10 protein-coding genes are annotated in these 15727 nt (G+C 61.7%); 8 read left to right on the forward strand and 2 right to left on the reverse strand.

Features of this window, described 5'->3' with window-relative positions; genetic code table 11:
• The first annotated feature begins 95 nt into the window (after nucleotides 1–95).
• From recC to NTD84_RS11185, 6 genes are all read left to right on the forward strand, one after another.
• A complete protein-coding gene (recC, locus tag NTD84_RS11160) occupies nucleotides 96–3548 on the forward strand; it encodes an exodeoxyribonuclease V subunit gamma (protein ID WP_262165206.1) in 3453 nt (1150 codons plus the stop codon).
• The gene (gene recB, locus NTD84_RS11165) at nucleotides 3545–7237 is read left to right on the forward strand and encodes an exodeoxyribonuclease V subunit beta (protein WP_262165208.1); all 3693 of its coding nucleotides are present in this window, start codon (nucleotides 3545–3547) and stop codon (nucleotides 7235–7237) included. Before recC ends, recB begins: the two co-directional genes overlap by 4 nt.
• A complete protein-coding gene (gene recD, locus NTD84_RS11170) occupies nucleotides 7234–9342 on the forward strand; it encodes an exodeoxyribonuclease V subunit alpha (RefSeq protein WP_262165210.1) in 2109 nt (702 codons plus the stop codon). The genes recB and recD overlap by 4 nt, the downstream gene beginning before the upstream one ends.
• Nucleotides 9343–9460: 118 nt before the next feature.
• On the forward strand, nucleotides 9461–10036 hold the full coding sequence (locus tag NTD84_RS11175; protein WP_262165212.1) for a YfiR family protein: 576 nt from the start codon (nucleotides 9461–9463) through the stop codon (nucleotides 10034–10036).
• Entirely contained in the window at nucleotides 10033–11301 is a 1269-nt protein-coding gene (locus NTD84_RS11180) for a diguanylate cyclase domain-containing protein (protein WP_262165214.1), read from the forward strand. The genes NTD84_RS11175 and NTD84_RS11180 overlap by 4 nt, the downstream gene beginning before the upstream one ends.
• Nucleotides 11282–11800, forward strand: coding sequence for an OmpA family protein (locus tag NTD84_RS11185; protein WP_410017342.1), 519 nt, complete (start codon nucleotides 11282–11284; stop codon nucleotides 11798–11800). Before NTD84_RS11180 ends, NTD84_RS11185 begins: the two co-directional genes overlap by 20 nt.
• Nucleotides 11801–11871: 71 nt before the next feature.
• Here NTD84_RS11185 and NTD84_RS11190 read toward each other — a convergent pair whose 3' ends face one another.
• Both NTD84_RS11190 and NTD84_RS11195 read right to left on the reverse strand, forming a co-directional pair.
• Nucleotides 11872–12111: a pyocin S6 family toxin immunity protein gene (locus tag NTD84_RS11190; protein WP_262165218.1), complete on the reverse strand. Its 240-nt coding sequence runs from the start codon at nucleotides 12109–12111 to the stop codon at nucleotides 11872–11874.
• Between the two features lie 25 nt (nucleotides 12112–12136).
• Entirely contained in the window at nucleotides 12137–13084 is a 948-nt protein-coding gene (locus NTD84_RS11195) for a LysR family transcriptional regulator (protein WP_262165219.1), read from the reverse strand.
• Nucleotides 13085–13236: 152 nt separating this feature from the next.
• Here NTD84_RS11195 and NTD84_RS11200 point away from each other — a divergent pair, with 152 nt between their 5' ends.
• Together NTD84_RS11200 and mmsB are read left to right on the forward strand one after the other, a co-directional pair.
• Nucleotides 13237–14763: a CoA-acylating methylmalonate-semialdehyde dehydrogenase gene (locus tag NTD84_RS11200; RefSeq protein ID WP_262165220.1), complete on the forward strand. Its 1527-nt coding sequence runs from the start codon at nucleotides 13237–13239 to the stop codon at nucleotides 14761–14763.
• 10 nt (nucleotides 14764–14773) lie between these two features.
• Complete coding sequence (gene mmsB, locus NTD84_RS11205; RefSeq protein ID WP_262165221.1) at nucleotides 14774–15661, forward strand: 3-hydroxyisobutyrate dehydrogenase; 888 nt, start codon at nucleotides 14774–14776, stop codon at nucleotides 15659–15661.
• Nucleotides 15662–15727 lie beyond the last annotated feature (66 nt).

The following is a 15727-nucleotide window of genomic DNA, read 5'->3' on the forward strand; positions in this document are numbered from 1 at the left end:
TTCATACAGCAACACCGCACGGCTTCCGGCTGTCACCGTCTCCCGACAATGCTAAGGTTCGGCCCTAGCTTTTGTATTTTTCCAAGGAAGCCTTTATGCCGGACGCGACGTCCCTCAGTGCTGGTTTTATGGTCGTTCACGGCAACCGCCTGGACGAATTGCGCAGCCTGGTGGTCAGCTGGATGCGGCGCTACCCGCTGGCACCGTTGGAAAATGAAATTGCGCTGGTGCAGAGCAACGGCATCGCCCAATGGTTGAAGCTGGCACTGGCTGAAGACCCGGAAGAGGATGACATGGGCGGCTGCGGTATTGCCGCCGCGATCGACGTGCAGTTGCCGGGCAGCTTCATGTGGCAGCTCTATCGCATGGTCCTTGGACGCGATGAAATCCCGGTCAAATCCCTGCTCGATAAAGCCCCGCTGACCTGGCGCCTCATGCGTCTGCTTCCGCAGTTGATCGACCAGCCTCACTTCGAGCCTCTGCAACGCTTTCTGACCGACGACACCGATTTGCGCAAACGCTATCAACTGGCCGAGCGCCTGGCTGACCTGTTCGACCAATACCAGGTCTACCGGGCTGACTGGCTCGAAGATTGGGCGGAAGGTCGTCATCAGTTACGCAACGGCCGCGGCGAAACGAAAGCCCTGACCCCGGCCAACTGCTGGCAGGCAGAGCTATGGCGCGCCCTGTTGCTGGACGTCGGTGTACAAGGCATGGCGCAAAGCCGTGCCGGCGTTCACCAGCGATTTATCGAGCGCATTAACAGACTCGACGTTGCGCCAACCGGCCTACCTTCCCGCGTGATCGTTTTCGGGATTTCTTCACTTCCTGCCCAGGCCCTGGAAGCGCTCGCCGGCCTGGCCCGTTTTAGTCAGGTTTTATTGTGTGTCCATAATCCCTGTCGTCACCATTGGGCAGACATCGTCGCTGATAAAGACCTGCTGCGGCATCAATACAAACGTCAGGCCCGCAAGAGCGGCATGCCGGTTGTACTGGACCCGCAGACCTTGCACCAGCACGCCCATCCGCTATTGGCCGCATGGGGCAAACAGGGCCGCGACTACATCAACCTGCTCGACAGCTATGACGATCCCAACAGTTACCGCTCGGCCTTTCGTGACGGGCGAATCGACCTGTTCAGTGACAGCCAGCCACTGAACATGCTCAATCAATTACAGGATGACATTCTCGAATTACGTCCCCTGAATGAAACCCGCGAACGCTGGCCGGCAGTCGATCTGGCTGCAGATCAGTCCATCCGTTTTCACATCGCCCACAGCGCCCAACGCGAAGTTGAGATCCTTCACGATCAGTTGCTCGCGCGCTTCAGCCCTGATCCCGATTTAAGGCCTCGCGACATCATCGTGATGGTCCCGGACATCGACAGTTACGCACCCCATATTCGCGCCGTTTTCGGCCAGCTCGATCGCACGGATCCGCGCTTCATTCCCTTCACGCTCGCAGACCAGGGCCAACGTGGCCGTGATCCGCTGCTGATCGCTGTCGAACATTTGCTCAAGCTGCCGGACAGTCGATTCCCCGTCAGCGAAATTCTCGACCTGCTGGACGTTCCCGCACTGCGCGCTCGTTTCGGTGTAGAAGAGCGCGACCTGCCCACCCTGCACCGCTGGATCGAAGGCGCCGGCATCCGTTGGGGCATGAACGCCGGACAACGCGCCGGCTTGGGATTGCCGGAGGAACTGGAGCAAAACAGCTGGCGATTCGGGCTGCGGCGGATGCTGCTCGGCTATGCCGTGGGCAGCGGCAGCGCCTGCGAAGGCATTGAGCCTTATGACGAAATCGGTGGTCTCGATGCCGCGCTCATTGGCCCTCTGGTTGCGCTGCTGGATGCGCTGGAGATCGCCCATCAGGAACTCTCTCAGCCGGCTCCACCCATGCAATGGGGCATGCGCTTGCAGGCGCTGGCGCAGTTGTTTTTCCAGGCCAGTAATGAGCATGACGACTACCTCCTGGCCCAGCTCGAAGAGTTGCGTGAAACCTGGCTCGAGACCTGTGAGTCGGTCGGCTTGCACGACGATCTGCCGTTGACGGTCGTTCGCGAAGCCTGGCTCGCCGGTCTCGATCAAGGGCGTTTGTCCCAGCGCTTTCTAGCCGGTGCGGTCAACTTCTGCACCCTGATGCCCATGCGCGCAATCCCCTTCAAACTGGTGTGTCTGCTGGGGATGAACGACGGTGATTACCCTCGCGCGCAACCGCCGCTCGACTTCGACCTGATGGGCAGCGATTACCGACCCGGTGACCGCTCCCGGCGCGAAGATGACCGCTATCTGCTGCTGGAAGCCTTGCTCTCGGCACGGGATCAGCTCTATATCAGTTGGGTCGGACGCAGCATTCGCGACAACAGCGAGCGCCCCGCATCCGTGCTGATCGGCCAGTTGCGTGACCATCTCGCCAGCGGCTGGCGATTGCACGACGCCGATGAAGACCTGCTTGAGGCCATGACCCAGGAACATCCATTGCAACCGTTCAGCGCGCGTTACTTCCATGAAGGCGATGATCTGTTCAGCTACGCCAACGAATGGCAGGTGCTGCATCAATCCATCGAATCCGCCACGGATAGCAACATCCTCGATCCTTACGTGCAGGAAGAACCCTTGAGCCTCGGCCAGTTGCAGGATTTCTTGCGCAACCCCGTACGACATTTCTTCAGCCAGCGGCTGAAGGTATTCTTCGAAGCCGCTGAAGTGCCTCTCGCCGATGAAGAGCCCTTCGTCCTCGATGCGCTGCAACGCTATAGCCTCAGCGACAGCTTGCTCGGTGCCGCACTGGCACAGATTGATCTCGCCGAAGCGGTGCTGGAGTCCCAGGCAAAACGCCTGCAAAACAGCGGGCTGCTCCCCATGGCCGGTTTCGGTGAAAGCCTGCAACGCGAGTTGATCGAGCCGTTGCCCGATCTATTGCAGCGCTATCAACAGCTTCTGGCTTTGTGGCCAGCGCCGCTCACCAGCGCTTTGCCGGTCAATCTCGAACTCCAGGGCTTGCGTTTGGAAGGTTGGCTCAGCGACCTGCATCAGCGTGCAGACGGTGGCTTGCTGTCGGTCACCACGATTCCCAACAGTATCGGCTCGGTCAAGTCGCGCAAGTGGCATCGCCTCACTCGGCCCTGGGTCAATCATCTGGTGGCCTGCGCCAGTGGCATGGCGATGACCACGGCGTTGGTGGCCAGTGACGACAGTCTATTGCTGGGGCCGATGGAGGCAGATGCCGCCTCGGCGATTCTGGGCGACCTGCTGATGGCCTGGCAGTCGGGCATGCGCCAACCTTTGCCCGTTGCAGTGAAAACAGCGTTTGCCTGGCTCGCCCAGACCGATCCGACCAAAGCCGACGCCGCTGCCCGTAAGGCCTATGAAGGTGACGGACTCACCACGGACGGCGAACGCCGCGAAAGCCCTGCGCTCGCCCGGCAGTTCGCCGACTACGATGCATTGGTTGCTGATGAGACCTTCCCCAATTGGTGCAACGCTTTATACAAACCACTATTTGAAGCCTCCTGGCGCTCATTGACCAGCGAGGAGCCGCGCTCATGACCCGGAAAACACCGCTGGCCCTGGCCTTCCCGCTGCGCGGCAGTCAACTGATCGAAGCCAGCGCGGGGACCGGAAAGACCTTCACCATCTCTGCGCTCTACCTGCGTCTGGTCCTTGGCCACGGTGGGGAGGCGAGCGGATTCGGGCGTGAATTGCTGCCGCCCCAAATCCTCGTCGTGACCTTCACCGACGCCGCCACCAAAGAGCTGCGCGAGCGTATTCGAACGCGCCTGGCCGAAGCCGCGCGATTTTTCCGCGATGAAACCCCGGCACCGGATGCCCTGATCGCGGAGTTGCGCGAAGAGTACCTTCCCGACCAGTGGCCTGGGTGCGCGAACCGCTTGGACATTGCTGCACAATGGATGGACGAGGCCGCCGTCTCGACCATCCACAGTTGGTGCCAGCGGATGTTGCGCGAACACGCCTTCGACAGTGGCAGCCTGTTCACCCAGACCCTGGAAACCGATCACAGCGACTTGCTCGGCGAGGTCCTGCGCGATTACTGGCGCTTGTTCTGCTACCCGATGCAAGGCGACGCACTGAACTGGGTGCGCGGCAATTGGGGAGGGCCCGCTGCCCTGTTGCCACGCCTTCGTGGGTTGTTTGCCACTGAGCGCAACAGCGTCGAAGGCAAAGAGCCTGGAGAACTGATCATCGAGTGCCTGCAAGAGCGACGGACAGCACTGGTCGAACTGAAAATGCCCTGGCGTCAGTGGGCGGACGAGTTGCTTGCCATCTGCCACGAGGGTGTCGCGAGCAAAAGCGTCGACGGCCGCAAGATGCAGGCGCGCTACTTCGAACCCTGGTTCGAAAAGCTCAAAGCCTGGGCCGAAGACGAGTTGCTCGAGCAGTTGGACATCGGCACCGGCTTCGCCCGGCTGACCCCCGATGGCATGGCTGAAGCGTGGAAGAAAGGCGAAGTGCCCAATCATCCGGGACTCGACGCCATGCCCGGTCTCAAACTCAGCCTCGACGGCTTGCCGACCCCCGATGCCGCGGTGCTGCAACACGCCGCGCAGTGGGTGGGTACACGGTTCGAGGCTGAAAAGCGTCGCCGTGCGGAAATGGGTTTTGACGACATGCTGCTGCGCCTCGATGCCGCGCTGCAATCCGAAGGTGGCGAGCGCTTGGCGACCTTGATTCGCGAACAGTTTCCGGTGGCGTTGATCGACGAATTCCAGGACACCGATCCGGTGCAGTACCGGATTTTCGAAAGCATCTATCGCATCGAAGACAACAACCCGGAAGGCGGCCTGTTCCTGATCGGCGACCCCAAACAGGCGATCTACGCTTTCCGTGGCGCCGACATCTACACGTACCTTCGCGCCCGTCAGGCCACCGCTGGCCGATTGCATACTCTGGACACCAATTTCCGCTCAAGCCATGGCATGGTCAATGCGGTCAACCACGTGTTTGCGCGCGCCGAATCGCGCGAAGCCGGGCGTGGCGCGTTCCTCTTTCGCGAAAAGAGTGGCGTGAATCCCGTGCCGTTTTTGCCGGTCGCGTCCCAAGGCCGCAAAGAAGTTCTGAGCGTCGAAGGTCAGGTCGTACCGGCGCTGAACATCTGGCATCTGGCCGCCGATCAACCGCTGTCCGGCGCGGTTTACCGGCAGCAACTGGCCGCAGCGTGCGCCAGTGAAATCACCGCGCTGCTTAATGGCGGGCAACAGGGCAAGGCCGGTTTCATTCAGGACGGCCGGGACTTCCGCGGCCTGTTGCCGGCAGATATCGCGATCCTGGTGCGCGACGGCAAAGAAGCACAGGCCGTGCGCGCCGAGCTCGCCGCCCGGGGTGTGCGCAGCGTTTATCTGTCGGACAAGGACTCGGTATTCGCCGCCCAGGAAGCCCACGATCTGCTGACGTGGCTCAAGGCCTGCGCTGAACCGGACGTCGAGCGTCCGTTGCGCGCCGCATTGGCCAGCATCACCTTGAATCTGTCGCTGGCAGCGCTGGAGCAGTTGAATCAGGACGAGTTGGCCTGGGAAGCCCGAGTCATGCAATTCCGCGGCTATCGCGAACTCTGGCGCAAGCAAGGCGTGCTGCCGATGCTGCGGCGTTTGCTGCACGACTTCCAGCTGCCCCAGGCATTGATTGCGCGCAGTGACGGCGAGCGAGTGCTGACCAACTTGCTGCACCTGTCCGAACTGCTACAGCAAGCGGCGTCCGAACTCGATGGCGAGCAAGCGCTGATCCGGCATCTGTCCGAGCATCTGGCGTTGTCCGGTCAGGCGGGAGAAGAACAGATCCTGCGCCTGGAGAGCGACGAGCAACTGGTCAAGGTCGTGACCATTCACAAGTCCAAGGGCCTTGAGTATCCGTTGGTGTTCCTGCCGTTCGTGTGTTCGGCGAAACCCGTGGACGGCAGCCGATTGCCGCTGCATTACCACGACGAAAACGGCGATGCCCAGGTGACCTTGAAGCCCACGCCCGAGTTGATCGCCCTGGCGGATGATGAGCGCCTGGCCGAGGATCTGCGCTTGCTCTATGTCGCCCTGACTCGCGCGCAACATGCCTGCTGGCTCGGCGTGACGGACCTCAAGCGCGGCAATAACAACAGCTCGGTGTTGCACCGCTCGGCGCTGGGTTACCTGTTGGGCGGCGGTGCTCCGTTAACTGAAACGCCAGGTTTGAAGCGCTGGCTGGAGGACCTGCAGCAAGATTGTCCGGCGCTGCACTACAGCGAGCTGCCGGACGCGACGGACGAGCATTACCATCCTGCGCAAAACGATGCGACCTTGCGCGCGCCGCTGATCCCCAAGCGCAAGGCCAGTGAAAACTGGTGGATTGCCTCCTACAGCGCCCTGCGCATCGGCGAAACCCTGAGCATGGGCAGCGACGAAGCGCCGGAAAGCCCGCAAGCGCAAAAGCTGTTCGACGACGAGCGCCTCGATCCCGAAGCGCCGCGCGAGGTGGTCGCGGGCGGCGCCGATATTCATCGATTCCCTCGCGGTCCGAACCCCGGCACCTTTCTTCACGGCTTGCTTGAATGGGCCGGCGAGGAGGGCTTTGCGCCCACGCCGCAAGCCGTGGAAGACGCGATTGCCCGTCGTTGCAATCGTCGTGGCTGGGAAGGCTGGATCGTCACCCTGACTGACTGGCTGCAGCACCTGCTCAAATCACCGTTGCACCTGGGTGCGGGTCAGCCGCCGATGCTCTTTGAGGAGCTCAAGCACTACCGTGTCGAGATGGAATTCTGGTTCGCCAGCCATAAGGTCGATGTACTAAAGCTCGATGAGCTGGTGCGCCAATACACCCACAACGGTGTCGCCCGCGTCGCCGCTGAACCGGTGCTGCTCAATGGCATGTTCAAAGGCTTCATCGACCTGACGTTCGAGCACGACGGCCGCTATTACGTTGCCGATTACAAATCCAACTGGCTGGGCGTCGATGACACCGCCTACACCGAGCAGGCCATGGAGCAGTCGATTCTGGACAATCGCTACGACTTGCAATACGTGCTGTACCTGCTGGCCCTGCATCGCCAGCTCAAGGCGCGGCTGGCCGATTACGATTACGAGCGGCACGTCGGTGGTGCGTTGTACCTGTTCTTGCGGGGCACGCATGCGTCCAGTCAGGGCGTGTATTTCGCCCGGCCGCCGAGAGAATTGATCGAGCGTCTGGACCGGATGTTCCAGGGCAAGGCGCAACCCAAGGCCGAACCCGCTTGGGAACAGGGAGTCCTGCTATGAGTCGCACCTTCGCCGATTTGTTGCCCATGCCGTTGGCCGCCGAAAGCCTGGCGAACCTGGCGCCGTTGAGCCGCGCCGATGATTTGCTGATCCTGCTCACGCGCTGGGTCGAGCGCGGCTGGTTGCGAGCCTTGGACAAGGCTTTTGTCGCTTTCCTGCATGAGCTGGCTCCGGATGACGATCCGCTGGTGTTGCTGGCGGCGGCGCTGACCAGCCATCAACTGGGCCACGGTCATGTCTGCCTCGATTTGTACGAGACGCTCAAGGAACCTGACTTCGCCTTGTCATTGCCCCCGGAAGGCGATGTGCAAAGCGCTGCGATGCTGCTGCCTTCCCAGTTGCTGGAAACGCTGGACGGTGCCCATTGGTGCAAAGTCCTGGCCGCCAGTCGCTTGGTGGCATTGGCGGTCGACAGCAGCGAAACGGCACAGCAACGCCCGTTGGTGTTATCCGGGAAACGCCTTTACTTGCGCCGCTATTGGGCTTACGAGCGGCGCATCGACAACTCACTGCGCCTGCGCCTGGCGGAGCACGAATCCACGCCGGACGATCTGCCGCAACGCCTCACCGGTCTATTCGGCAAGGCGCGGCCCGGCGAGGTGATCGACTGGCAGAAACTCGCCTGTGCCTTGGCGACCCGCAGCGCATTCAGTATCGTCACCGGCGGTCCCGGTACTGGCAAGACCACCACCGTAGTACGCTTGCTGGCCTTGCTGCAGGCGCCGGCGGTGGAGGCAGGCAAACCGTTGCGCATCCGCCTCGCCGCGCCCACCGGTAAAGCGGCGGCGCGGTTGACGGAGTCGATCAGCCAGCAAGTCCGCACGTTGCAAGTGGACGAGGCCGTGCGGGGAAAAATCCCGTCAGATGTCACCACGGTCCACCGTCTGCTCGGTAGCCGCCCCGGCACCCGGCATTTCCGCCACCACGCCGGTAATCGATTGCCACTGGATGTGCTGGTGGTGGACGAAGCGTCGATGATCGACCTGGAGATGATGGCCAATCTGCTCGACGCGATGCCGGCTCATGCGCGCCTGGTGCTGCTGGGGGACAAGGACCAACTGGCGTCGGTGGAAGCCGGTGCCGTGCTGGGGGATTTGTGCCGCGACGCCGAGGCGGGTTGGTACAGCCCGCAGACCCGGCAGTGGCTGGAAACGGTCAGCGGCGAAAACCTCGAAACCAGCGGCTTGCACGAAGATACCCACGGGACTCATCCGCTGGCCCAACAGGTGGTGATGCTGCGCCACTCACGTCGATTCGGCGAAGGCAGCGGCATTGGCCAACTGGCGCGCTGGGTCAACCAGCAACAGCCTGAAGAGGCGCGCCGGTTGTTGGCGGCTCGAAATCACGACGATGTTTTTTCGCTGCCGCTCAAAGGCGAACATGATCGCGCGCTCGAACGCTTGTTGCTCGAAGGTCATAGCGAGGGGCCGCAAGGCTATCGGCATTACTTGAGCCTGCTGCGCAACCGCCGGCCGCTGCTTGGCAGCCCACTTGAAGACCCGTGCTGGACCGATTGGGCGCGGGAAGTGCTGCAAGCCTTCGATGCTTTCCAGTTACTGTGCGCCGTGCGCAAGGGACCCTGGGGGGTGGAAGGCTTGAATCAGCGAGTGACCGAGGCGCTGCTCAAGGCGCGGCTGATCGACAGCAATCAGCAATGGTACGAGGGGCGGCCGGTGTTGATGACGCGCAACGACTACGGGCTGGGCTTGATGAACGGCGACATCGGCATTGCCCTCAAGCTGCCGGAGCGTGAAGGCCCCCAGGCGGGGCAGCCGGTATTGCGCGTGGCCTTCCCGCGCAACGACGGGCAGGGCGGTGTGCGCTTTGTGCTGCCGAGCCGGTTGAATGATGTCGAAACCGTCTACGCCATGACCGTGCACAAGTCCCAGGGCTCCGAGTTTGCTCACACCGCGTTGATTTTGCCGGACGCCCTGAACCCGGTGCTGACCAAGGAACTGATCTATACCGGCATCACCCGCGCCAAACATTGGTTCACCTTGATCGAACCAAGAACGGGCGTATTCGAAGAGGCGGTGCGCCGCAAGGTCAAGCGCTTGAGCGGGCTGATGCTGGAACTCGAAGAAGCCGTTCCACCGATGGATTGAGGGCGCTGCGGCGGACGCCGGAAACTGTCCGAAGCGCCGTGTTGCACGGCCTCGCGGGTGGTACGGCGCTATGCTATCGTTGCGGCATCATCCCGTTACACTCCAAGAGAATCCCTGTATGAAGGTGGCTGTCTGGACGACAGAGCGCATCGGTGTCTGCAAGCAAATCGTGCTCGCAGGTTCCCTCTGTTTGCTCAGTGGCCTCGTTTTCGCACAAGCGCAAACCCCAAAAGGCATGGCCGATCAGCGCGCCGAATCGGTCACGCAAGTCGTCCTCGGCATCCTCAGTTACGCCCGCTGGCCCGTCGAGCCTGCGCAGTTGCGTTTGTGCATCGTTGGCCCGACCGAGTACACCGACGATCTGGTCAAAGGCACCACCCAGGCCACTGGCCGCCCGGTGACCGTGCGCCGTTTGCTGGCGAACAACCCGTCGATTGTCGGTGAGTGCGATGCGGTGTACATCGGCAAGTTGACCAGCGAGGAACGCAGTCAATTGTTCGCTTCACTGACAGGGCGTCCAGTGCTGAGCATCAGCGAAAGCGACGATCAATGCACCGTTGGCAGTCTGTTCTGCCTGCGGGTCAGCGATGAGCAAGTGTCCTTTGAGGTCAACCTGGACTCCGTCGCCCGCAGCGGCGTGCGGATCCATCCCAACGTGCTGCAACTGTCCCGTCGCAAGCCGGCGGCGCCATGAGTCTATTCAAACCGGGCAGTCGCCCGACCTTGCGCTCGGTCATTGGTCGAGGTCATTTGACCGTTGCCCTGGTGGGCGTGGCCATGGCCAGTGTCTCGCTGACGCTACTGGGCGTCCTGGCCTTGCGGGTCTATGCCGATCACAACCTGCACCTGATTGCCCGCTCCATCAACTACACCGTGGAAGCGGCGGTGGTGTTCAACGACAAGACGGCGGCCACCGAAGCGTTGGCGTTGATCGCGTCCACCGAAGAAGTCGCCGATGCCCAGGTGCTGGACGAGCAAGGCACATTGTTGGCGCGTTGGCAGCGGCCGGAAACCGGATTGTTTTCGGACCTTGAAATGCAGATGGCCAAGGTGTTTCTGGAAAAACCGATCAGCATGCCGATCGTCCATCAGGGGCGTGAAATCGGCAGCATCGAGCTGGCCGGGCACGGCGGCAGCCTGATGCGCTTCTTGCTCAGCGGTCTGGTGGGGATCGTCTTGTGCACCGCCGTCAGCGCCTGGGTTGCGCTGTACCTGGCGCGCCAACAACTTCGCGGGATCACCGGTCCGTTGCGTAGCTTGGCGACGGTGGCGCACGCCGCACGCAGCGAGCGGGCCTTCGACCGGCGCGTGCCGCCCGCCGCCATTGCCGAGTTGGATAACCTCGGCAACGACTTCAATGCCCTGCTCGATGAACTCGAAGCCTGGCAGACCCACTTGCAAAGCGAAAACGAAACCCTGGCTCACCAGGCCAGCCATGACAGCCTCACCGGGTTGCCGAACCGGGCGTTTTTCGAAGGCCGGTTGATGCGTTCGCTGCGCAATGCCAACAAGCTCAACGAGCGCGTGGCGGTGCTGTTTCTCGACAGTGACCGATTCAAGGAAATCAACGACAACTTCGGCCACGCCGCCGGCGATGCGGTGCTGGTGGCGGTGGCCGATCGGGTACGTGCGCAACTGCGTGAAGATGATCTGGTGGCGCGTCTGGGCGGCGACGAGTTTGCGGTCCTGCTGACCCCGCTGCACACCACCGAAGATGCCGAGCGGATCGCCGACAAAATCCTCGCGAGCATGGAAATGCCGATCCCGTTGCCGGGAACCACGCAAGTCTTGACGTCCCTCAGTATCGGCATCGCCGTGTACCCCGATCATGGGGCGACACCGGGCGCGCTGCTCAATGCGGCCGATGCCGCCATGTACCAAGCCAAACGCCTCGCCAGAGGTGCACAACACACGTCAGGGTCGGAGCACCCTGCCGCCGATGTTCAAACCAGGAGCTAACACCGTGTTTTCACGCCATCTGCGCTTTATTACGATCACGCTGTTCATGACCCTGCTGGCATTGACCGGTTGCCAGACCGCACCGCAAAAAGGCCTGACCCCGGCACAGATCGCCGTGCTCAAACAACAGGGTTTCGAATTGACTGACGAAGGCTGGGCGTTCGGCTTGTCCGGCAAGGTGCTGTTTGGCAGCGACGTCGAAAGCCTCAACCCGCAGAGCACCGAGATCGTCGAGCGCATCGGCAAGGCATTGCTGGGCGTGGGGATTGATCGGGTGCGGATCGATGGCCACACCGACGCGTCGGGCAAGGAGTCCTACAACGAACAACTGTCCCTGCGCCGCGCGAAAAGCGTCAGGAACGTGCTGGCTTCCATCGGCATGAAAGAGCAAAACATCCAGCTACGCGGCCTCGGCAGCAGTCAGCCGGTTGCCACAAACGACACTGCGGCCGGCCGCACCGAGAATCGTCGGGTGGCGATTGTGGTGAGTGCGGATTAGTCGGCGCGGTGAATGGGTGAATCGTCGTTTCTTAAAAACATGGCTCCCTTATTACGCAGGTCCTCATTGGTTTACGTCTCAACACCGATGAACACATCAAGATCGAGCGGAATGGATTCATGGGTCAAGGCAGCAATCTGCCTGACCTGTTCTGCTGTCAGCAGCCATTCCCCGCTCGCCATCGCACTCATACTCTCATGGCCGAGAAGCGAAACGATCCGTTGTTCAAATTCGGGGGCAACGTCCAGCTCATATTTCAATGAGGTATCGTCAGAGCTATCTGATAAAAATCCAGAGATACATAGGTACATAAGGTACTCGCCCCGGCTAGGGTGCTTAGTCAGCGAACAGCATGTCCCGACGCTCCCCCATCAACAACTCCTGATTCCGCTCAGTCACCTGCCTGATGTAATCCCACAGCAAGGTAATCCGCTTGAGTTTCCTCAGATCCTCCCGGCAGTACATCCAAAATTGCCGCGTAATGTTGATCTCTTCCGGCAACACCGGCAGCAGCCGTGGATCCTGCGCGGCGAGGAAGCACGGCAGGATCGCCAGTGACCGCCCTTGTTGCGCCGCCACGAATTGCGCGATCACGCTGGTGCTGCGCAGGTTGGCGCTGGCGCCCGGCAGGACGTTGGCCAGGTACAGCAGCTCAGAGCTGAACGCCAGGTCGTCGACATAACTGATGAATGAATGCTTGCCCAGGTCTGCCGGGCGGCGGATGGGCGGGTGTTTGTCCAGGTAGTCCTGGGTCGCGTACAGCTGCAATTTGTAGTCGCAGAGTTTGCAGCAGACGTAGGGTCCATGCTCCGGGCGTTCCAGGGCGATGACGATGTCCGCCTCGCGCTTGGACAGGCTGATGAAGTGCGGCAGCGGCAGGATGTCCACGGAGATCGCCGGGTAGGCGTCGACGAAATGGCTCAGTTGCGGGGTGATGAAAAAGCTGCCGAAACCTTCTGTGCAACCCATGCGCACATGCCCGGACAACGCGACGCCTGAACCGGACACCTGTTCGCAAGCCATGTGCAACGTGCTTTCGATCGACTCTGCATAACCGAGCAGTCGCTGGCCTTCGGCGGTCAAGACGAAACCGCTGGTCCGGGACTTTTCGAACAGCAAAGTGCCGAGTGCCGCCTCCAGCGAACTGATGCGCCGCGACACCGTGGTGTAGTCCACCGCGAGGCGCTTGGCCGCGGTGCTGGCCTTGCGGGTGCGGGCGACTTCGAGGAAAAACTTCAGGTCGTCCCAGTTCAGCGACCCCAGTGAGGTGATGTTTTTTTGCATGATGGACCGGCTTTTATGTGCGTTCTTATTAGAAGTTTGCACATCTATACTCCAAAAACAGTCCGATAAGCTAATCGCGACGCACGTCTCACCCCCAAGCGAGTTTCTTCCCTGAAAGCTCTCTGAATAAGAACAATGCCCAGGAGACCAGCATGAACGTATCGCTCACGTCCAACGAAACCACGGTGCACAAGGTCAAGCTGTTGATCGATGGCGAGTGGGTCGAGTCCCAGACCACCGAATGGCACGACATCGTCAACCCGGCGACCCAGCAAGTGCTGGCGAAGGTGCCGTTTGCCACAGCCCAGGAAGTCGACGCTGCGATCAGTGCCGCCCATCGCGCATTCCAGACCTGGAAGCTGACGCCGATCGGTGCGCGGATGCGCATCATGCTCAAGCTCCAGGCGTTGATTCGCGAGCACTCCAAACGCATCGCCGTGGTGCTCAGCAACGAACAGGGCAAAACCATCGCTGACGCTGAAGGCGATATCTTCCGCGGCCTGGAAGTGGTCGAGCATGCTTGCTCCATTGGCACCCTGCAGATGGGCGAGTTCGCCGAAAACGTCGCCAGCGGCGTCGATACTTACACCCTGCGCCAGCCGATCGGCGTGTGTGCCGGTATCACCCCGTTCAACTTCCCGGCGATGATTCCGCTGTGGATGTTCCCGATGGCGATCGCCTGCGGCAACACCTTCGTGCTCAAACCGTCGGAACAGGATCCGCTGTCGACCATGCTGCTGGTGGAACTGGCGATTGAAGCCGGCGTTCCGGCGGGCGTGCTCAACGTGGTCCACGGTGGCAAGGACGTGGTGGATGCGCTCTGCACCCACAAGGACATCAAGGCGGTTTCCTTCGTCGGTTCGACCGCGGTCGGCACCCATGTCTACGACCTCGCCGGCAAACACGGCAAGCGCGTGCAGTCGATGATGGGCGCGAAGAACCACGCCGTCGTGCTGCCGGATGCCAACCGCGAGCAAGCGTTGAATGCCTTGGTCGGTGCCGGTTTCGGTGCTGCGGGCCAACGTTGCATGGCCACCTCGGTGGTGGTGCTGGTGGGCGCGGCGAAGCAATGGCTGCCTGACCTGAAAGCCCTGGCGCAGAAACTGAAAGTGAATGCCGGCAGCGAGCCGGGCACCGACGTCGGCCCGGTGATTTCCAAACGGGCCAAGGCGCGCATTCTCGATCTGATCGAAAGCGGCATCAAGGAAGGTGCCAAGCTGGAGCTGGACGGTCGCGACATCTCGGTTCCAGGTTTCGAGCAGGGCAACTTCGTCGGCCCGACCTTGTTCTCCGGTGTGACCACCGACATGCAGATCTACACCCAGGAAATCTTCGGCCCGGTGCTGGTGGTGCTGGAAGTGGCGACCCTCGACGAAGCCATTGCCCTGGTCAACGCCAACCCGTTCGGCAACGGCACCGGCCTGTTCACCCAGAGCGGTGCGGCGGCGCGCAAATTCCAGAATGAAATCGACGTCGGCCAGGTCGGCATTAACATCCCGATTCCGGTGCCGGTCCCGTTCTTCAGCTTCACCGGTTCGCGCGGTTCCAAGCTCGGCGACCTCGGCCCGTATGGCAAGCAAGTGGTGCAGTTCTACACTCAGACCAAGACTGTCACCAGTCGCTGGTTCGATGACGACAGCGTCAATGACGGTGTAAACACCACCATCAACTTGCGTTAAGGAGCCGGACATGAAAATCGCTTTTATCGGTCTCGGCAACATGGGGGCGCCGATGGCGCGCAACCTGATCAAGGCCGGCCATTCGCTGCTCCTGGTCGATCTGAACAAAACCGTTCTGGCGGAACTGGAACAACTGGGCGGCAGCATCAGTGCGACTGCCCGTGAAGCGGCGCAAGGCGCGGAACTGGTGATCACCATGCTGCCCGCCGCGGTGCATGTGCGCAGCGTGTGGCTGGGCGAAGACGGCGTGCTGGCGGGGATCGCCAAGGGCGTACCGGCTGTGGATTGCAGCACCATCGATCCGCAGACGGCGCGTGATGTGGCTGTGGCCGCCGCCAAGCAAGGCGTGGCCATGGCCGATGCGCCGGTGTCGGGCGGCACGGGCGGGGCCGCGGCGGGAACGTTGACATTCATGGTCGGTGCCACGCCGGAGCTGTTTGCGACCCTGCAACCGGTGCTCGCGCAAATGGGCCGCAACATCGTCCATTGCGGCGAAGTCGGCACCGGACAGATCGCCAAGATCTGCAACAACCTGCTGCTGGGAATCTCCATGGTCGGCGTCAGCGAAGCCATGGCGCTGGGCGATGCACTGGGCATCGACACTGGCGTGCTGGCCGGGATCATCAACAGTTCCACCGGCCGTTGCTGGAGTTCGGAAATGTACAACCCGTGGCCGGGCGTCGTCGAAACGGCACCGGCGTCGCGTGGCTATACCGGTGGTTTTGGTGCTGAGTTGATGTTGAAGGATCTGGGGCTGGCCACGGAAGCGGCCCGTCAGGCGCACCAACCGGTGGTGCTCGGCGCGGTGGCCCAACAGTTGTATCAGGCGATGAGCCAGCGTGGGGAAGGTGGCAAGGACTTCTCGGCGATCATCAACAGCTATCGCAAACCGCAGTAACTGAAAAAAAACTGTGGGAGCGGGGGGGGGGGGGGGGCCGCGGGGGGGGGGGGGGGGGGGTCCCCA

The organism is Pseudomonas sp. 14P_8.1_Bac3, from assembly GCF_025466085.1.
In the GTDB taxonomy this organism is placed as follows: domain Bacteria; phylum Pseudomonadota; class Gammaproteobacteria; order Pseudomonadales; family Pseudomonadaceae; genus Aquipseudomonas.